The organism is Corynebacterium sp. HMSC036E10 (assembly GCF_001836265.1).
Classification (GTDB): domain Bacteria; phylum Actinomycetota; class Actinomycetes; order Mycobacteriales; family Mycobacteriaceae; genus Corynebacterium; species Corynebacterium coyleae.
Window position 1 is genome coordinate 66,128 of record NZ_KV827981.1, and the last position, 19,497, is coordinate 85,624.

Consider the following 19,497-nt stretch of genomic DNA (forward strand, 5'->3'; position numbering starts at 1 on the left):
TCAGTACCTGTCCGCGCGCATATCGTCGAGCGCATCCGCCAGCGACTCGCCCTCCACCTGCGGTACCGGAAGGTCGAGCCAACCACCCACCCGGGTCGCCGGACGGGTAATGGCCAGGCGTGGCTGCGGGTCGTCGAGAGGCATCAGGCGCCCGACCGGCTCGCCGTTGTTCGTCACCACGAAACTGCGCCCTGCACGCACCTCACGCAGGATCTTCGCCGAATCATTGCGCAGCTCGCGCTGGGAGATCCTGCGCTCCACCAGCGATTCGTCCCATTCCGGATGTGCCATACGCCGGAGCGTAGCACGGTTGCTACAGTGCTAACATTGCGCGAATGCACCACACCCGCCGGATGGCCACGCTCCGCCGCTCACTGCGGCTGCTGCGCTCGTTCCCCTACGAGCAGTTCCGCCCGCGCGTGTTCTACTCCTCCCTCGCGCGCGATACGCGCATGCTTATCGACGCCCTCGCCAACGACCTTTCCCTACCTCCCATCACCAACCAATCCGTCCTCGACGTCGGCGGGGGACCCGGCTACTTCGCCGAAGCATTCGCAGACTGCTTCTACGTCGGTCTAGAGCCCAGCGTGTCCGAGCTGTCCGCCGCCGGCCTGTCCGGGTTTGGCTCCGTACGCGGCGACGGCGCAGCCCTGCCATTTGCCGACGACTCCTTCGACGTCGTGTACTCCTCCAACGTCGCCGAGCACATCCCGAACTGGCAGACCATGGGCGAAGAAATGCTACGCGTAGCCAAACCCGGCGGGCTTGTGGTGCTCAGCTACACGGTGTGGCTCGGGCCATTCGGCGGGCACGAAACGGGGCTTTGGCAGCATTATGTGGGAGGTCGGTGGGCGCGTCGTCGATACGCAAAAGTGCACGGGCACGAACCGAAGAACCGCTTCGGCGAAACACTCTTCTCCGTCTCCGCACGCGAAGGCCTCGAATGGGCCGAAGCCACCGGACGCCTCGCCGCCGCCTTCCCCCGCTACCACCCAGCGTGGGCGTGGTGGGTCACCCGCGTGCCGGTGCTGCGCGAGTTCGCCGTCTCAAACCTCGTCCTCGTCCTGCGCGGCTAATACTGGGGCCTCAACAGCAGAGTGCGCTGTATTCGATCCATCTTCTTCATCACACCGAGTGTTTGGGGAGACATTGCATGCGCCAAGGCATACATGTCCGCCAACCGTTCCTGGTGGTCAACGTTAAGAATCTGTTCCTGGTGGCTTACACGGTTCCGGAGCCGACGCAACTGTTCTAAAGCAACCGCCACCGCATACCCATCCTCAACTTGGGCGGGAACTGGAGGTGAAATGCTCGAGCGGTGCCTTTCAACAAGCTTCGATGTCAACCCTGGGAAACCACTCACCAGTGCATGAATCCAAAGATTCTCTTTTGCTGAAAATCCTGTCGCGAAATCCGCACGATTGGCCGGCGGATGCAACGGGAAAAGAGCACTTAGATTCCCAAACGAGAGCTGCGAAACCCTGTCATCCAATGTCACCGGAGCCTTAAATCGGGGATGATTCCGAGGTCTGCGCCGAGCGCTACGTTCCGCTGCATTCCGTGCGTCCGTTGCCATGCGCTCCACTACTTTTCTAAGTGGACGAGCCGGGTTCTCAAACCAATCTTCAGTACTGCTTTGCGCTTGGTTCCACGACCTTAAAGATGCGTCAATACGATTTCTCAGCACAGGCTCGAAGACCGAAAGCGCCTCATACCAAGCCGAAGCAATTGCACTTTGCCACAGATACAAGGATTGAACTGAGCGATCAGAGATGCTGTCTGCGCTTCTCCCAGTCTCCCCCACGATAACCATGCGATATGACCGAACACGAGCGTCACTCAATCCCCCAAGCATTTCACCCACCATGCCGTGAGCATAACAAAATGCCCGCCTCGCGGCGGGCATCCTGCAAAATTAACAACAGATCTTGTCTGAAGTTTTCCACGGGCGATGTTACAGCATCACCCCGTGGGCGGGCAAGGGGTTACTTCGCGGCGTGGATGCGCTCGTCGAGCTTCTTCAACTGGTCGAAGATCTCCTCCGGAATGCGGGAGCCGAGGCTCTCGAGGTAACGGCGGGAATCCGCGACGTCTTCCTTCCACAGCTCCGGATCGGCGGTGAGTGCCTCGCGGACGTCCTCGATCGGGGTGTCCAGGCCGTCGAGGTCCAGGTCCTCGGCGCGGGCGGTGTAGCCAACGACGGACTCTTCGGCCTCGACGTTGCCCTCAATGCGGTCGATGACCCACTTGAGCACACGGGAGTTCTCGCCGAAGCCCGGCCACAGGAAGCGGCCGTCTTCGCCGCGGCGGAACCAGTTGACCAGGAAGATCGACGGCATGCGGTCGCCGCCCTTCTTACCCATGTCGAGCCAGTGCTGGAAGTAGTCGCCCACGTTGTAGCCCATGAACGGCAGCATTGCCATCGGGTCGTGGCGCAGGGAGCCGACGTTCGCCTCGGCAGAGGCTGCGGTCTGGCCGGAGGAGAGCATCGCGCCGATCATGGTGCCATGCTCCCAGTCGTGCGCCTGGGTGACCAGCGGGACGGTGTCGGGGCGGCGGCCACCGAAGAGGATGGCATCGATCTTCACACCCTGCCAGTCCTCGAACTCCGGCGCTGCGGTCGGGCACTGCTCGATGGCCACGCAGTAGCGGGAGTTCGGGTGGGCGGCCTTGCTGGTGGAGTCCGGGTTCCAGTCCTCGCCGCGCCAGTCGATCAGGTGCGCCGGCTTTTCGCCGTCCATGCCTTCCCACCAGACGTCGCCGTCGTCGGTAAGAGCAACGTTGGTGAACAGCACATTGCCCGGCTCCATGCTCTTCATGGCGATCGGGTTAGAGGCGTAGTTGGTGCCCGGCGCGACGCCGAAGAAACCGTTCTCCGGGTTGACGGCGTATAGGCCGTCTTCGCGCAGCTTCATCCACGCAATGTCGTCGCCAACAACCTCTGCCTCCCAGCCCGGCAGGGTCGGGGTGAGCATGGCCAGGTTGGTCTTGCCGCAAGCGGACGGGAATGCAGCGGCAACGTGGTACTTCTTACCCTCCGGGTTGGTGAGCTTCAGGATAAGCATGTGCTCAGCCATCCAGCCCTCTTCCTTCCCCATCACAGAGGCGATGCGCAGGGCGTAGCACTTCTTGGCCAGGATGGCGTTGCCGCCGTAGCCGGAGCCGTAGGACCAGATTTCCTTGGTCTCTGGGAACTGGGAAATGTACTTCGTGTCGTTGCACGGCCACGCCACGTCTTCCTGACCCGGCTCGAGCGGGGCGCCGACGGAGTGGAGGCAGTGGACGAAGTTGTCACCCTGGATCTTGTCCAGCGCCTGGGTGCCCATGCGGGTCATGATGCGCATGGACATAACCACGTAAGCGGAGTCGGTGAGCTGCACGCCGAGCTTCGGGTCCGGGTCGGAGATCGGGCCCATGCAGAACGGGACAACGTACATGGTGCGGCCACGCATGGATCCGGCGAAGTGCTCGAGCATTTCTTCCTTGAGCGCTTCGGGCTTCATCCAGTTGTTGGTCGGGCCGGCATCTTCTTCGTTTTCGGTGGCGATGAAGGTGCGGGACTCGACGCGGGCGACGTCGGAGGGGTTGGAGCGCGCCAAGTAGGAGTTGGGGCGCTTTTCCTCATTGAGTTTGATGAGCGTGCCGGCGGTGACGAGTTCGTCGGCCAGGCGGTTCCATTCCTCGTCGGAGCCGTCTGCGAAGACCACCTTCTCCGGCTCGAACAGGTCGACGGCTTCGTTAATCCAGTCGATGAGGTGTTCGTTGTCGGTGGGCGCTTGGCCCTCCAGTCGCTTGACTTCGGCGGTCATGTGCACTCCTTGTGTAACTGGTTATTGCCAGTGCGTGGCGCACGGCAACCCCAATAATCGTTGCGTTTTGTCCCAAGAGTATCGAAATGTGTGTTCTTCAAGCCAAACCTTGGGCACTTCCACAGCATAGTGGATATAACCAGTACGCCCGAGCACTCATAATACTTTGGGCGGGGGTAACGCGCTACCCCCGACAGGGGTGCATGCGTATCGACGACACGGGGGTGACAACCCGGCCCCTCACCCCTCGCCGGGACACTTGCGTTTGACCTGTTCATATGGACAATAAACACGATGAATAATTCTGAAAACACGCGGTCGGGCACGGGCGAGTTGCCCGCTGGCCGCCCATTGCAAACTGATTTTGAAACCGGCCTGGATTACCCGCGTTTGGGGTCCGTGACGTTTCGTCGCGGCACGCTGACCGATAACCAGGAGGCTCTGTTCAACGAGCATTGGCCGCGCCTGGGCAAGGTGCTGGCGGAGGGGTCGGACGAGCGCATTGATATCGACGACTGGTTTGGCCGCACCGGCCACCCCACCATCGTGGAGATCGGCTCCGGCACCGGCACGTCCACCGCGGCGATGGCTCCGCTGGAGGCGGACACCAACGTGGTTGCCGTGGAGCTGTACAAGCCGGGTCTGGCGAAGTTGCTGGGCGCGGTGGTGCGCGGCGACATCGATAACATTCGCATGGTGCGCGGCGACGGCGTGGAGGTCCTGGCCCGCATGTTCGGCGAGGAATCCCTCGACGGTGTGCGCATCTTCTTCCCGGACCCGTGGCCGAAGGCGCGCCACCACAAGCGCCGCATCATCCAGTCCGGCACCCTCAACCTCATCGCTACGCGTCTGAAGCCGGGCGGCGTGCTGCACGTGGCCACCGACCACGCGGGTTACGCCGAGTGGATCGACGAACTAGTCAATGTGGAGCCCATGCTGGAGTACAAGGGCTGGCCGTGGGACGAGGCGCCGATGCTGACGGACCGCCAGGTGATCACCAAGTTCGAAGGCAAGGGTCTGGACAAGGATCACGTGATCCGCGAGTACCTGTGGGAGAAGAAGTAATGGACCTGCAGGCAATGACCCACCCCTACACCCCGGGCGCGCCGGCCGGGCCGGAGAGCTACCTGCTGGTGTGGGACGCCCCGAACCTGGACATGGGCCTCGGCGCGATCCTGGGTGGCCGCCCGACTGCGGCGCACCGTCCGCGTTTCGACGCCATCGGCCGCTGGCTCATCGACCTCGCCGCCGACCGCTCCGACGAACTCGGCTACGACGTCGAGCCGGAAGCCACCGTGTTCACCAACGTCTCCCCCGCCGGCGCAGACTCGATCCGCCCGTGGGTGGAGGCGCTGCGCAACGTCGGTTTCGCCGTCTTTGCTAAGCCGAAGAGCGAGGAAGACTCGGATGTGGACGGTGACATGATCGACCACATAGAGCGTCGTCGAGAAGAAGGCGTGCTCCAAGGCGTTGTCGTCGCATCCGCAGACGGGCAGAACTTCCAAGAACTCCTGCAAGAACTTATCGACGACAACATCCCCGTCACCGTCCTCGGCTTCCACGAACACGCCTCCTGGGCCGTGAACTCCCCCGACGTCACCTTCGTGGACCTCGAAGACATCCCGGGCGTGTTCCAAAACCCGCTACCGCGCGTCCACCTGGACAAACTGCCGGAGGAAGGCGCCTGGCTGCAGCCGTTCCGCCCGCTCAAGGCGCTTTTGCACAACCCGAAAGACTAGGAGCCCGCCGTGTTTTACAAGTGGGGCCACTTCGCCTACCGCCACCGCCGCATCATCCCGGTCATCGTCATCGCGCTGATCCTGCTGATGCAAGTGCTGTTCGGATCCAAACTCGCCGACCGCCTCTCCCAAGAAGGCTGGGAAGACCCGGGCGCGGATTCGACGACGGCGGCGCAGATCGAATACGACACGTTCGGCCGCGACAACTCCGGCGATGTGATCCTGCTGGTGACGGCGCCGGATGGGGTGGACAGGCCGGAGGTCGTCGATAAGGTGAATGCGCAGTTGGGGGAGCTCAAGGCGCAGCACCCTAACCAGATCGCGCACATCACCAGTTACTTCGAGCGTCCCAACCCGCAACTGGTCAACGCCGATCACACCAAGGCGTTCGCCGCGATCGGGCTGAAGGGCGACGGCGAGCAGACGCTGAAGGACTTCCGCACCATCCAGCCCGCGCTCGAGGCGCTGGAGGTCCCTGGCGGCACCGCCCAGATCGCCGGCGCCACCGCCGTGGCCGACGCGTTGGACACCGGCATGGCCGACGACATCGCACGTGCCGAAAAGATCGGCCTGGTGTTCGTTGCCATCATCCTGCTGTTTGTGTTCGGCGGCGTGGTGGCCGCTGCGATGCCGTTGATCGTGGGCATCCTGTCCATCATCGGCTCCCTGTCACTGTTGGCGGTGCTGGCGCAGTTCCAGCAGGTCAATATTTTCTCCCAGTCGATCATTACGCTGCTCGGCCTGGGCCTGGCCATCGACTACGGGCTGTTCATGGTGTCGCGCTTCCGCGAGGAACTCGACCGCGGCCTGGACACCGAAGAGGCCGTCGCCGTGACCACCAACACGGCCGGCAAGACGGTGTTCTTCTCCGCCCTCATGGTCGGCGTCGCGCTGTCCGGCCTGCTTATGTTCCCGCAGGCCTTCCTCAAATCGGTGGCCTACGGCGCGATCAGCGCGGTGGTGCTCGCCGCGGTGATTTCGGTGGCGGTGCTGCCGGCGCTATTTAGCATGCTGGGGCCCAGGATCGACCTGTTGTCCGTGCGTCGTCGCAAAGAGCGCAGCATGGAAGATACGGTCTGGTACAAGATCCCCGCCTGGGCGATGCGCCACGCCCGCCCCGTTGTCGTCGGGGTGGCGGCGCTACTCATCGCCCTAACCGTGCCGATTGTCGGCATCGCGTTCGGCGGCATCAACGAAACCTACCTGCCGCCCAACCAGGTCACCCGCCAAGCGCAGGACGAGTTCAACGAAGAGTTCCCCGCCTTCCGCACCGACCCGGTGAAACTCGTGGTCCAGGGCGCCGACAACGCGCAGCTCGGCCAGATCGTCATGCAGACCCGCGAGATCGACGGCTTCACCCGCCCGCTCAAGCCCGACTACCCCACCGAAGGCGACATCACGGTGCTGTCGGCGCCGTTGGAGAACAGGGACGGTGGGGCGGACGTCGTCAAGCAATTGCGTCAGATTGACGTGCCGGAGGGCGTAACCACCTACGTCGGCGGCACCCCCGCCATGGAAGTCGAATCCATCGAAGCGCTGCTGGAGCGCCTGCCGTGGATGGGCGTTTACATGGTGCTCGCGACGTTCCTGCTCATGGCGCTCGTGTTCGGGTCGCTGATCCTGCCAGCAAAGGCCGTGATCATGAACATCCTCGGCATCGGCGCCACCCTCGGCTTCCTCACCGCCGTGTTCGTCGACGGGCTCGGCGCCGGGCTGCTCAACTTCACGCCGGGTCCGCTGATGAGCCCGATCCTGGTGCTCATCGTCGCCATCCTCTACGGCCTATCCACCGACTACGAAGTGTTCCTGGTCTCCCGCATGGTGGAGGCACGCCAGGACGGTGCACGTACCGACGACGCCATCAAGGACGGCACCGCCCATACCGGTGGCATCATCACCGCTGCGGCCGCCATCATGATCGTGGTCGCCGCCGCGTTCGCCCTGTCGGACATTGTGATGATGAAGTACATCGCCTACGGCATGATCTTCTCGCTCGCCCTCGACGCGACAATCATCCGCCTCCTGCTCGTGCCGGGTGTCATGCACCTGCTGCGCGAGGACAACTGGTGGACGCCGCGCTGGGTCAAACGTGCCGCGGGTGCGCTCGGCGAGGGCTCTGGCGTATCGACGACACCACCCACCGAAACCCCCATCGAGCACATGGTCGTTGACACCCTGCCCGGCCGCGCCGGCGTCTCCGTCGAAGAGGACGCGACGCTGGTGCCGTTTAGCGAACTCATGCGCGACATCGAGCAGCGCCGCGCCCTCGAGCAGCTGAAGAAGAAAGAACTTGAACGCTAGGACCTGGCTGCGCTGGCTCGCCCCGGTCGTTCTGGTTGTGGTGGTGCTGGTAGTACTCCGCGACCAGATACCGTTCTTCGGCGACGCCTGGCGCGCCGTCCGGTCTGCTTCGCCGCCGCCGCTGTTGGGCACGGTGGTCACCGCCTTGCTGGCGCTGGTGGCGATGGCCGGGGTGATGCAGATCCTGCTCAACGTCGAAGGGCGCATCACGGGGGTGGCGGGCACCAACGCGATCGTGTTCGCCTCCAACGCGTGGTCCACCACCGTGCCCGGCGGTCCGGCGTTGTCGGCGTGGCTGACGTACCGGGTGCAGCGCTCGTGGGGTGCGTCGAGGGGCCTGTGCGGGTGGTTCTTCGTGGTCTCCGGTGCGCTGTCCACGGTGTGGCTGGTGCTCATCGGCATCGTCGCCGTGGTGCTGCTGGGTGCCGACCTGTCGGTGACGTCGCTCGTGCTGTCGCTGGTGGCGGCCGCGCTGACCATCGCCGCAGTGTTCTGGGCGACGCTCAACCCTGCGGTGCTCAAACGCTGGGTGCGCTTCCTGCCCTCGCGCGTGCACGAGCGCGCCGTGGCGGTGATCGACCAGGTTGCCGCCATCCGTATCTCCGCCCCCGCCTTCGCGGGTGCGGCCGGGTTGTCGCTGTGTAACCGGCTGCTGGACCTTGCGACGATGGTGTGTGCGGTGTGGGCGGTGGGGTCGTCGTCAAGTATTTCGCTGTCGGGGATTTGCTTGGCGTTCATCATGACCAAACTCGCGGGATCCGCCCAGGTCACGCCCGGCGGCTTGGGCACGGTGGAGCCCGTTGCGGTGGGCATGCTCGTCGCCGGAGGCCTTTCGCTTGCCGACGCCACCGCAGCCACCGTCATCTACCGCGCCATCTCGTTTGCGCTCGTGACCGCCATCGGCTGGATCGTCTATTCCGCCGTCTACCTGGGGCGTGTGGATAAACCAACGGCATAATCTCGAGTTATCCACAGGGCCGTTGCGCAAGTTTGGCCGGCGCTTTAGGTTGAAATGCATGACTTCATTTACTGCTCTCGTGGACACGCTGGCCAGCGCCGTTGATGCGCTCGCCGGTTTCGACGAGCAGTACGCCCTCCAGGCAGGCCTCGACCCGGCGCAGGTGTCCGCGTGGGCGGGGCTGCGCGAGGTGTACTTCGGCCGAACCGCCTACACCCGCAAACAGGCCGTGGCGCTGGAGCGGGCGCGGGGGTTCTCGCTGCACCAGTTGGTGGCCATCGAGCGCCGCCTGAAGCGCCTGCCAGTCAACGAGCGTTGGGCGCCGCGGCTGGCGCTGCTCGAGGTGCGCGGCGACTACCGGGCGGTACAGAAGGCCGCGCGCGAACTGCTTCCCGACGACGACCACACGCCCGAAGACGCCTTCCGCTTCTCCGCCTCGCGGGGTGGCAAACGGAAGTTCTCCGGCTGCGGCGACGAGCACGTACTGGCTGCGCTGGAACAGCAGTTGCGCTCCGGGCTGGACGCGTCGAAGCCGGCGGGCCCGCAGATGTTCGCCCGGTTCGCCGACATGCTCGCCGGGGGTGGCGGGGTGCAGGTGCAGGCGCCGCGCCCGATCGTGGCGGTGCCGGCGGACCAGCACGTGACAATCCTCGCCGACCACGGCGACGACGTCCTGCTCGCACTTTCCGACGGCACCACCATCACCGGCGCCGAATACGTCGCGGCATTGTTAGGCGAGACGTTTCCGACCGAGGTCGCGCTCGTGCACCCGGAGGCCGGGCCGGTGAACCTGTATCGCACGCAACGCGTGGCCAATGCGAAACAGCGCGACCTGGCCCGCATGGCCACCCCGATGTGCCCCGTACCCGGATGTCGGGTGGCGGCGGATATGTGCGAGTTCCACCACATCACGGCGTGGTCGCAAGGCGGGCAGACCAACCTGGCCAACCTGGTGCCGCTGTGCAGGTACCACAACCGGGTCAACCACGACGACCCCCGCCACACCAACCGGCGCGGAAGGATCGAACGGATCCGGGGCCGGCCGGTGTGGGTTTCGCCGCGCGGGTACCCGGTGTTTAGGCCCGGCGGAATCATGGACGCGCTGTTCGGGCGCTACCATCTGCGAGTATGACGAAACGAATCACACGCCCCACCGCGATCGCGGCCGACTACGTCGCCATCGCGGTATTCGCGCTGCTCGCGCGCGCTGCCCACCAGTCCGACGACATGCCGTTCAACTTCACCGGCTGGCTGTCCACCCTGTGGCCGTTCGCCCTCGGTGTAACGCTGGGGTGGCTGATCTCCCGCGACAACAAGGGCGGCATCATTTGGCCGGTCACCGTGATCACCGGCCTGGTGATCTGGGGCATCCGCAACGGTTCGATCCCCCACTGGTCGTTCATCATCGTGGCGACGACCATGTCCGCGCTGCTCATGCTCGGCTGGCGCGGAATCGCAAAACTCTGGGCGAAGAAAGCCTAGAAGCTAGAGCCGAAGTTCCAGAGCGGATCACCCGTCTGGATGCCGTTGATGAACCAGATGATCATGCTGACAAGGTCGCCGAACAGGTCGAGGGTGGAGGAAAGCATAGAAGAAGGGCCTTTCTTACAGGGGGCTGATGGTGTGCTTCTTAGGAAGGTCGAATTCTTGTTTGGTGGCCAGTTGGCGAAGGGCTCGTCGTAAAGCAATGCGTGTTTGCGACGGCTCGATCATCTGGTCGATGTACCCACGCTCCGCAGCCACGTACGGGGAAGTCATCTCCTGGTCATAGAAGTCCATGAACATCTTCTTCATGGCCTCGCGCTGATCAGGGTCCTCGATGGCGGCGAGCTGCTTGCCCTGCAGCATCACCACCGCCGCCGCCGAACCCATCACGGCGATCTGGGCGGTGGGCCAGGCGAGGTTGATGTCGCCGTTGAGGTTCTTCGACCCCATCACCGCATACGCGCCGCCGTAGGCTTTGCGCACGACCAGCGTCACCTTAGGCACGGTGGCCTCCACGCCGGCGAAGGCGAACTTCGCGCCACGGTGGATCAGGCCTTCGCGCTCCTGCTCCACGCCGGGCAGGTAGCCGGGGGTGTCCACGACGTAGACGATCGGAATGTTGTAGGCGTCGCAGGTGCGGATGAAGCGCGCGCCCTTGTCGGCGGCGTCCGCGTCGATGCAGCCAGCGGCGTACATCGGGTTATTGGCGACGAAGCCGACCGCCTTGCCGTCGATGCGGCCGAAGGCACAGATGAGGTTTTCGGCGTAGCCGCCTTGGATTTCGACGAGGTCTTCGTCGTCGCCAAGTTGCACGAGCAGATCCATCATGTCGTAGCCGGCGTTGGTGTCGTCGGGCATGAAGGAATCGAGTGCGGAGTCGTCCAACTCCTCGTCCGCGGGGGCCGTCACGACGGGGGCCGCGTCGAAGGTGGAGGTGGGCAGGTGGGCCAGCAGGTCCTTGACGTAGTCGAAGGCGTCCTCCTCCGTAGCCACCACGGCCTGGATGTTGCCGGCCTGCTCCTGTACGCGCGCACCGCCGAGTTCGGCGGACGTGATGTCTTCGCCGGTGACCTCGCGGATCACGTTCGGGCCGGTGACGTACATTTCGGACTCGCCGTCAACGGCGATGACAAAGTCCGTGGTCACCGGGGCGTAGACGGCGCCGCCGGCGGACTTGCCCAGCATGATCGAGATCTGCGGGACGCGGCCCGACAGCGGCAGCTGGCGCTTGGCAATCTCGGAGTACATGGCCAGCGACGTCACCGCGTCCTGGATGCGGGCGCCGCCGGAGTCCTGGATGCCGATCACGGGACACGAGATCTTGATGGCGAACTCCATGACCTCGGTGACCTTGCGACCGAACGTCACGCCGACGGAGCCGCCGTAGACGGTTTTGTCGTGGGCGTAGACGGCGACGGGGCGGCCGTCGATGCGCCCGTAGCCGGTGACCACACCGTCGGAGTAGACGGCGTCCGGGTCGCCGGGGGTGCGGGCGAGCGCGCCGATTTCGACGAAGGATCCCTCGTCGAGCAGGGCGTCGATGCGTTGGCGCGGGGTGGTGCGGCCGGCGTCGTCGCGACGCTTGCGCGAGCGTTCCGAGCCCGGGTCCTGCGCTTTGTCTAGCCGTTCGCGCAGGTCGGCGAGTTTGTCGGCGGTACTCATCGCTTCCCTTCGATCCATGCGTTCATGTGCTTACCGACGATGCCCACCGCCGGCTCGTCCACAACCGCCAAGTGGTCACCGGGCAGGTGGACGATGGTCAAGTCGCTCACGATAGCGCCCCAGCCGCCGTCCTCGTCAATGTGGGCGTAGTTCGGCTCGAGCTGGATGGCGCCGTCGTGCATGCGCTCGGCGCGGAACAGCAGCACCGGCACGTCGACGTCGGCCCAGCGGGTGAAGTCGAGGTGGTTGAGGATCTGGTTGTCCACAAACGACGCCCGCTGGTGCTCCAGGACACCGGCGGCCAGGCCGTGTTCGGAGGCGTCGGTGCTGGCCAGGAACTCAGTGAGCATTTGCAGCAGCGCTTCTTCGCCGGCGGTTTCGAGCAGCTCGTAAGGCACCTCGAAGTCCAGGCCGTAGGTTTCCTTGGCAAAGGCGGCGTAGCGGCCCCAGCGTGCCTTGGTCTCCTCAAGGGTGTCGGGAATCGGCTCGGACGGCTGGGTGGTGTCCAGCAGTGCGATGTAGTCGATTTTGTCGTTGCCCAACTGGGATGCGACCTCGTAGGCCAGGGCGCCGCCGAAGGACCAGCCGGCGAGGATGACCTTGCGCTCGCCTGCGATGCGCTCGATGTCCTTGACGTACTCGGCAGCACGCTCCTGGAGGGAGCCCTCCAGGCGCTCGACGCCGTAGACCGGGACGTCCTTATTCAGGCGGCGGGCCAGCGGCGCGTACACCGACGACGACCCGCCGGCCGGGTGGAAGACAAACACAGGGGTGCCGGTTCCCTCGCGGAAGACGCGGATGTTGCCGTCGACCGGGGTCTCCAGGCCCTCGCGGACCTTGTTCGCAAGCGGTTCGAGCGTCTCGGCGCCCAGCACATCCTCGGCGGTGACCTCGATGCCGGAGCGCTCGGTCAGGTGCGCGGCGATCTCGCCCGCCTGCTCCTTACTAATCTCCGGCAAATCCGACGTCACACCAGCAGCCGCCGCACCGGCGTACTTCGCCCAGGCACCGAACACCATGCGTTCGGACGCGTCGCGCGGGGCGACGCCCACGCCCTGGGTCTTTTCGGCAGCTGCGGCCGGGTCTCGAGACTCGTTGTTCACGGCCATCGGCTGAGGCGCATCGGTGCGGCCTGCGACGGCGTCTTCGACGATGCGGATGACATCGGCGACGGAGGCGTCGCGAAGCGTTTGCACCTGCAGCGGCGGGATCTGGAAGTCGTTTTCCACCCGGTTTTTGATGCGCATGCCCATCAGGGAGTCGAGGCCGAGGTCGATGAGCGGCAGTTCGTCGGGCAGGTCCTCGGGGTCGTAGCCCATGGATTCGGACACGATGCCACGCAGGCGCTCGGCAACGGTCTCGCCGGAGGTGGGGTCCCAGCGCACGGCGTCGATGTCGTCGTCCTGGTCCTCGTCGGAGGCGGCGGCCGGGGTGTCGTCGATACGCGTGGGCTCCATGACGCCCTGAACCGGAGCGCGGTCGATGGTGGAGGCGAAACCCTCCGCAACCAGCACGGAACCGTCGTACACCTTGACGGACACGCCGCCGAGCGAGGACGCCACCACAGTGGTCACCTCACCGTCTGCGGGCAGGTAGCCGTGCTCTTCCGTAGCGACGACACGCGCGCCCTCGGCCACCTCAGCCGCGGCGGCCTCGATGAGCTGGTGCGGGCTGAAGACCTGGTCGGCGGCGGTCGCGAACGCAACCTCGCCGCTCGGCAGCGTCACACGGGAGCCCAAAAGCGACGTGCTTGCCGACGACGGCCTCGCCGGCGTCCAGTGATCCACCTGCTTAAACGCCATCTTCGGCGCGTCGATGACCTTGCCTGCGCCGTAGAAGGCGCCGAAGTCCACCGGCACGCCGCCGGCGTAGAGCTTCGCGGCGAGGTCCACAAGCGACTCGAGCTCGTCGACCTTGCGCTTGGTGGTGAACAGCAGCTGCGCATCCAGCTGGCCGGCGGCGAACGCGGTGTTCATCATGCCCATCAGTGCAACCGGGTTCGGGGTGATCTCCACAAGCGTGGTGTGGCCGGCGGCAAACGCGGCTTCGGTGGCGTCCTGGAAGTAGACCGGCTGGCGGGTCATGCGCAGGAAGTAGGCGTCGTCGTGGATGGTCTGGCCGGGCTGGTAGACCTCGCCGCGGTCGACGGAGGTAAACAGCGGCACCGTGAGCGGGCGCGGGGTGATGCCTGCGATTTCGCCAGCGAGCTCGCCCATGATCGGGTCGAGCGCGCTGGTGTGGCCGGCGCCGCGCACGTTGAGTTTGCGGGCGAACTTCTCCTCAGCGGTGAGTGCCTCGACGATGTAGTCGACGGCCTTCGACGGCCCGCCGACGGTGGTCATGCCGGGGCCCGCGTAGACGGCTGGCTCAACGCCTGCAGCCTGCTCATGCTTATCGACGAACTCTGCCAGCTCCTCGCGCGACAACTCCACAACCGCCATCGCACCTTCTTGGTCGGTGCCGGCGATCATTTCTTCACCCTCGCCCATGAGGCGGGCGCGGGCGGTGGCGATGAGGATGCAGTCCTCGTCGCTCAGCCCGCCGGCACCGTAGGCTGCGGCAATCTCACCCATGGACATGCCCATGGTCGCGGCTGGGGTGATGCCGGCGGAGGCCAGCAGGTCGGTCTGGGCGATCTGGATGGCGGTGATGGTGACCTGGCCGGTTTCGGTGTCGTAGGTCAGCTCGTCGTTATCAATGATCTCGAGCATGGACCAGCCGGCCTGGAACTTGACCATCTCGTCGAGTTCGCGCATGCGGCGGGCGAACAGCGGCGAGCGGGCGATGAGTTCCTTGGCCATCTTGCGGTGCTGGGAGCCGAAGCCGGAGTAGACGAAGACGGGGCCCATGGGGGTCGGTGCGTCGGCGGATGCGATGCCGGGGCCGATCTTGCCGGCAGCGACCTGGCGCAGGCGCTTGACGGCGTCTTCGGTGGTAGTGGCCTGGACGACGGCGGCGGAGCGGCCGTGGTTGCGCTTGGCCAGGGAGCGCGCCACCGGGATGAGGTCGGTGTCGGGGCGGCCTTCGAGGAAGTCGGCGAGCGCGCCGGCAGCTTCCTTGCGACGAGATGGCAGCAGGCCCGACACCGGCAACGCCGCCGCAGCCACGCCCTCGAAGGAGGGCTCGGTTTCGGGTGCCTGGGTGTCGTAGTCGGCCGGGTCGAAGTCTGCGACGACCACGTGCGCGTTGGTGCCGCCGAAGCCGAAGCCGGACACGCCGGCGATGCGGCGGCCGGAGTAGCGCGGCCACTCGCGCGGGTCCTGGACGACCTCGATGCGCTCGGTGTCGAAGTCGACGTAGCGGTTTGGGGCGGTGAAGTTAATGGACTCCGGAATCGTGTCGTGCTTGAGCGCCTCGATCACCTTGATCAGCGCGACGACGCCGGCGGCGGATTCGGAGTGACCGATGTTGGACTTCGCGGAGCCCAGCAGTAGCGGCGAGCCAGCGTCGCGGCCACGGCCGAGGACCTCGCCGAGTGCGGTGGCCTCGATCGGGTCGCCGAGGATGGTGCCGGTGCCGTGGGCTTCGACCACGTCGACCTGCAGCGGATCCACGCCGGCGTCGTCGTAGGCGCGGCGCAGCACGTCTACCTGGGCGTCCGGGTTGGGGGCGGTCAGGCCGTTGGAGTGGCCGTCGGAGTTGGTGGCCGAGCCCTTGATCACGGCGATGATGTTGTCGCCGTCGGCGATGGCGTCGTCGACACGCTTGAGCACGATGAAGCCTGCGGCGTCGGCGCGGACGATGCCGTCGGCGTCGTCGGAAAACGCGTGGATGCGCCCGGTCGGCGAGATCACGCCCAACTCCGAAAACGCAAGCGAGGCAAACGGGTTGGCCAGGATGTTCACGCCGCCGGCTAGGGCGACGTCGGCTTCGCCGTCGCGAAGCGCGCGCACCGCGTGGTGCACCGACACCAGCGACGAGGAGCAGGCGGTGTCCACGTTCATGGACGGGCCGCGGAAGTCGTAGGCATAAGAGATGCGGTTCGGGATGACCGCGGAGGATGCGCCGGTCAGCGCGTACGGGTGCGCCTCGGCTGGGTCGGCGACGATGAGCATGCCGTAGTCGTTGTTGGACGAGCCGACGAACACGCCGACGGGTTCGCCGCGCAGCTTGCTGGGTGCGAGGCCTGCGTCTTCGAGGGCTTCCCACGCAACTTCGAGCATGATGCGTTGCTGCGGGTCCATGTTTTGGGCCTCGAGTGGGGAGACGCCGAAGAATTCGTGGTCGAAGGAGGCGATGCCGTCCATGTAGCCGCCGTCGGTGTTTTCTTCCGACATTTTGGTGCGGACGACGGGGTCGCCGAGGTATTCGTTCCAGCGTGGTGCGGGAAGTGGGCCGGTGGCGGAGCGGCCTTCGATGAGCATTTGCCAGAATTCGGCGTTGTTTTTGGCGCCTGGGAAGCGGCCGGCGGAGCCGATGATGGCAATGTCGTGGGTGCCAGGGGTCGCAGTTGCTTGACGACGACGCCTCACCGGCCCCTCCCCCTTCACCGCCGTCAGCGCCGCGGCGATCGCAGCGACGGTCGGGTACTGGTAGGCGATGGTCGGGTCGACGCGGCGGCCGAGGAGCGTTTCCAGTTCGCCGGAGAGGATCACGGCGTCGCGGGATGCGAGGCCGTAGGTCTCCAGCGGCGTGGTCGGGTCGACGTTATCTACGCCGGTGGCGCGCTCAACCCAGCTGGTGAGCCACTGAATCAGATCATGCTCGTTCATAACAGCTCAGACTATCGCCCACCGGCGGGGTTTTGTTACTGCGTTGCAGCGTGTTCGCGATCGGTGAATCGCTTCGCGTTGACACGGCGGGCGATCTTGCCTGCCGAGGAGCGTGCGATCTCGCCCGGACCGTAGAACTCGACGACCTCCGGGGCGATGCCGTGCTTGGCGGTGACGGCGGAGCGGATGGCGTCGATGGCGGCTGCGTCGCCGTCGGCGGAGGCGTTGTCGGCGCGTTCGACCATGATGATGAGGCGCTCGACGTCGTCGCCAGGCACTGCGAATGCGGCGACGGAGTCCTTGCGCACGTGGTCGGTGGACTCCATGACGGTGGCTTCGATGTCCTGCGGGTAGTGGTTGCGTCCCGCCACGACCACGAGGTCCTTGACGCGGCCGGTGATGTACAGGTGGCCGTCGAGCATGGTGCCCAGGTCGCCGGTGGCGCACCAGTTGTCCTTCGGCATGCCGTCCTGGATGGTTTCGCCGATGGTGTTGTGGAACGTCGCGGCGGTCTCCTCCGGGCGGTCCAGGTAGCCGGCGGCGACGTTCTTGCCGTGGACCCAGATTTCACCGATGGTGCCGTCTTCGACCTCGTTGCGGGTCTCCGGGTCGACGATGGCGAAGTGCATCCAGTTCACCGGCTGGCCGTTCGACGCGGTAGCCACGCCGCCTTCCGCCGGGACGGCCTTGCCCTCTGCGAGTGCGTCGCGGTCGAACTCGATGAACTTCGGGCGCTCATCGGTGCGGTCGGTGGACACCAGCAGGGTGGTCTCGGCCAGGCCGTAGGACGGGCGCAGCACGGAGCGGTCGAGCCCGGAGGCGCTGAACGCGTCGATAAACGCGGTCACGCCCGCGCGGGTAACCGGCTCGGAGCCAATGATGATGCACTCCACGGCGGAGAAGTCGTACTGGTTCGCAGATTCCGGCGCGGCGTAGCGGGCGGCGAGGTCCAGCGCGAAGTTGGGGATCACGGTGTAGACGTGGATGTCGGCGAGGTCGTCGTCGCGACGCGACAGGCGCTCCACCCAACGCTTCGGCTGCTGGATGAAGTCGCGCGGGGCGAAGATCTCAATCTCCTGGCCCAGCACGACGCCGATCATGGCCACGATCATGCCCATGTCGTGGTGCAGCGGCAGCCAGGTCGGGATGCGCATCGGTGTTTCGAACTTCACCGCGTCGTTGATCTGCAGGACGTCGGTGACCAGCGCCTCGTTGGTGATCATCACGCCTGCCGGGTTGCGGGTGGAGCCGGAGGTGTACTGCAGGAAGCAGATCTGGTTCGCGGTGTCCTCGCCCGGCACCGGCGGGATTGGCTGGTAGGACTCGGCGAGCGTGTCCGGCAGGGAGTCCACGGCGATGACGCGGGGACGCTCGGTGCCGGGCAGGTCGGCGAAGTAGCGGCGCACAGCGGGGGCGGCGGCGGAGTTGGTGAGCACGATCTGGACGCCGGCGTCGCCAAGCACTGCGCGCAGGTGGCCCTCGTGGCCCGGCTCGGTCGGGTCGTACAGCGGCACCGGCACCTGGCCCGCGTAGAGCGCACCCATGAAGCCGAAGACGTACTCGGCGGAGTTCGGCGCCATCAGCGCGACGCGTGCGCCCGGCTCGCCGACCTGGGCGAGGCGTGCTGCGACGGCCTTGATGCGGGTGTTGACCTCGGAGCGGGTGAACGTTGTTTCCACACCAGCTGGGTCGGTGGAAAAGTCCCACGCGCGGACGTTGATCGCGTCGCCGCCGCCGGCCTGCAGTTGGGCCTGGTGGATCATTTCGGCGAGTCGGGGCAGGGTGAAGTGTTCTGGCAGGGCGATGTCGCCGTCGGGGCCGATGAATTGGGCGGTCAGTTGCTGAAGATCCATCGAAAAACTCCTTGTTTTACACCTGTATTCGAGTTACAAACTCTCTACCACGTCACGGACCCAATTGACAGCCCACTCGGGCACTGTCGAGCCCGGAATCACGTCCGGATTTGTGGCATATAGTGCATGATTGCCGTTTGCCGAAATGAGTGCGTTTGCGCGTTCGATCGCGTTGCCTACACCCAGTGGGGCGTCGCAAACGGTGTCGTTCGGCGCGCAGATTTCGTAGGCACGATCCTCCACGAGACCGAAGCCGCCGGGGCGTGGTCCGGTCATGGTGGCGCCGGGGGTGACGGCGTCGGCGACGCGCTGCAGCGGCTGCAGGACGATCTCCGCGCCGGTGCCGTGGACCTCCGCGCCGGGGTTGATGCCCACGCCGTTTTCGCGGCGTCCGTCGGCGATCATCATCGCGCCGAGCAGCCGGTCCGGGTTGATCGGACCCTCGCTATTGCCTATCGACGACGCCACGTCCCCCACAATCACCGCACCCTGCGAAAAGCCCGCAATGATGAACTTCGTCGACTCGCAGGTGCGCGCCACGAAGTCCAACTCGCCTCGCAGTTTCGCGGTGCCCTCGGCGCGGGAGTCGTCGTAAGACATTTCGGCGCGGCCGTGGGCGGTCTGGATGTTGCGGAACTGGGCGGTGTACGGGACGGTGAACACGCGCACGTGGTTGATGTCGTACATCTCCTGCAGCGGGCGCGTGATGGACAGCATGAAGCTGGCCGGGTTGGCCTGGGGGTTGAACGGGTCGTCGTCTGCCGCGGATTCCCAGGTGCCCGGTACGGAGATGACTTCGACGGCGGGGCACCAGTCGGGCTCGTCGACACGCTCGGGCGCGCTCGACTCTGGCGGCTTGCTCGCCGACGGCAGGTCGCTGTCGGTGGTGGTGCGCCACTGGTAGATACCTAGGCCGATAAGCGCAAGCACCACAATCACGGCAGCGACGACGACAACGTTGCGCGATCGGCGCATGAA

General features: G+C 65.6%; 14 protein-coding genes. 7 read left to right on the forward strand and 7 right to left on the reverse strand.

Annotated features, from left to right (window positions below):
* Entirely contained in the window at positions 1-291 is a 291-nt protein-coding gene (locus HMPREF2736_RS07165; protein WP_070453229.1) for a type II toxin-antitoxin system Phd/YefM family antitoxin, read from the reverse strand.
* Positions 292-335: 44 nt separating this feature from the next.
* Here HMPREF2736_RS07165 and HMPREF2736_RS07170 point away from each other — a divergent pair, with 44 nt between their 5' ends.
* The gene (locus tag HMPREF2736_RS07170) at positions 336-1,076 is read left to right on the forward strand and encodes a class I SAM-dependent methyltransferase (RefSeq protein WP_070829267.1); all 741 of its coding nucleotides are present in this window, start codon (positions 336-338) and stop codon (positions 1,074-1,076) included.
* Here HMPREF2736_RS07170 and HMPREF2736_RS12225 read toward each other — a convergent pair.
* Complete coding sequence (locus tag HMPREF2736_RS12225) at positions 1,073-1,867, reverse strand: Abi family protein (RefSeq protein ID WP_168167627.1); 795 nt, start codon at positions 1,865-1,867, stop codon at positions 1,073-1,075. The two genes, HMPREF2736_RS07170 and HMPREF2736_RS12225, sit on opposite strands and share 4 nt — an antisense overlap.
* Before the next feature lie 118 nt (positions 1,868-1,985).
* Positions 1,986-3,809, reverse strand: coding sequence for a phosphoenolpyruvate carboxykinase (GTP) (locus HMPREF2736_RS07180; protein ID WP_070829269.1), 1,824 nt, complete (start codon positions 3,807-3,809; stop codon positions 1,986-1,988).
* A gap of 294 nt (positions 3,810-4,103) precedes the next feature.
* Here HMPREF2736_RS07180 and trmB point away from each other — a divergent pair, with 294 nt between their 5' ends.
* Genes trmB through HMPREF2736_RS07210 form a run of 6 tightly spaced genes read left to right on the forward strand, consistent with a single transcriptional unit; the run spans position 4,104 to position 10,289 of the window.
* Positions 4,104-4,874 carry a tRNA (guanosine(46)-N7)-methyltransferase TrmB gene (trmB, locus tag HMPREF2736_RS07185; protein WP_070453243.1) on the forward strand — a complete coding sequence of 257 codons (771 nt, stop codon included), beginning with the start codon at positions 4,104-4,106 and terminating at the stop codon, positions 4,872-4,874.
* Positions 4,874-5,548: an NYN domain-containing protein gene (locus HMPREF2736_RS07190; RefSeq protein ID WP_070829270.1), complete on the forward strand. Its 675-nt coding sequence runs from the start codon at positions 4,874-4,876 to the stop codon at positions 5,546-5,548. The genes trmB and HMPREF2736_RS07190 overlap by 1 nt, the downstream gene beginning before the upstream one ends.
* A gap of 9 nt (positions 5,549-5,557) precedes the next feature.
* Positions 5,558-7,849, forward strand: a complete 2,292-nt coding sequence (locus HMPREF2736_RS07195; RefSeq protein WP_070829271.1) for an MMPL family transporter — start codon at positions 5,558-5,560, stop codon at positions 7,847-7,849.
* On the forward strand, positions 7,839-8,807 hold the full coding sequence (locus HMPREF2736_RS07200) for a lysylphosphatidylglycerol synthase transmembrane domain-containing protein (protein WP_070829272.1): 969 nt from the start codon (positions 7,839-7,841) through the stop codon (positions 8,805-8,807). Before HMPREF2736_RS07195 ends, HMPREF2736_RS07200 begins: the two co-directional genes overlap by 11 nt.
* Positions 8,808-8,865: 58 nt before the next feature.
* Positions 8,866-9,939, forward strand: coding sequence for an HNH endonuclease signature motif containing protein (locus tag HMPREF2736_RS07205; RefSeq protein WP_070829273.1), 1,074 nt, complete (start codon positions 8,866-8,868; stop codon positions 9,937-9,939).
* A complete protein-coding gene (locus HMPREF2736_RS07210; protein WP_246822101.1) occupies positions 9,936-10,289 on the forward strand; it encodes a DUF3054 domain-containing protein in 354 nt (117 codons plus the stop codon). Before HMPREF2736_RS07205 ends, HMPREF2736_RS07210 begins: the two co-directional genes overlap by 4 nt.
* 123 nt (positions 10,290-10,412) lie before the next feature.
* On the opposite strand, the gene HMPREF2736_RS07215 is transcribed toward HMPREF2736_RS07210, so the two are convergent.
* Genes HMPREF2736_RS07215 through HMPREF2736_RS07230 form a run of 4 tightly spaced genes read right to left on the reverse strand, consistent with a single transcriptional unit; the run spans position 10,413 to position 19,494 of the window.
* A complete protein-coding gene (locus HMPREF2736_RS07215) occupies positions 10,413-11,954 on the reverse strand; it encodes an acyl-CoA carboxylase subunit beta (protein ID WP_070829274.1) in 1,542 nt (513 codons plus the stop codon).
* A complete protein-coding gene (pks13, locus tag HMPREF2736_RS07220; protein ID WP_070829275.1) occupies positions 11,951-16,666 on the reverse strand; it encodes a polyketide synthase Pks13 in 4,716 nt (1,571 codons plus the stop codon). Before pks13 ends, HMPREF2736_RS07215 begins: the two co-directional genes overlap by 4 nt.
* A 35-nt stretch (positions 16,667-16,701) precedes the next feature.
* Complete coding sequence (locus HMPREF2736_RS07225; protein ID WP_070829276.1) at positions 16,702-18,519, reverse strand: FadD32-like long-chain-fatty-acid--AMP ligase; 1,818 nt, start codon at positions 18,517-18,519, stop codon at positions 16,702-16,704.
* Positions 18,520-18,552: 33 nt separating this feature from the next.
* Complete coding sequence (locus HMPREF2736_RS07230) at positions 18,553-19,494, reverse strand: cutinase family protein (protein ID WP_070829277.1); 942 nt, start codon at positions 19,492-19,494, stop codon at positions 18,553-18,555.
* Positions 19,495-19,497 lie beyond the last annotated feature (3 nt).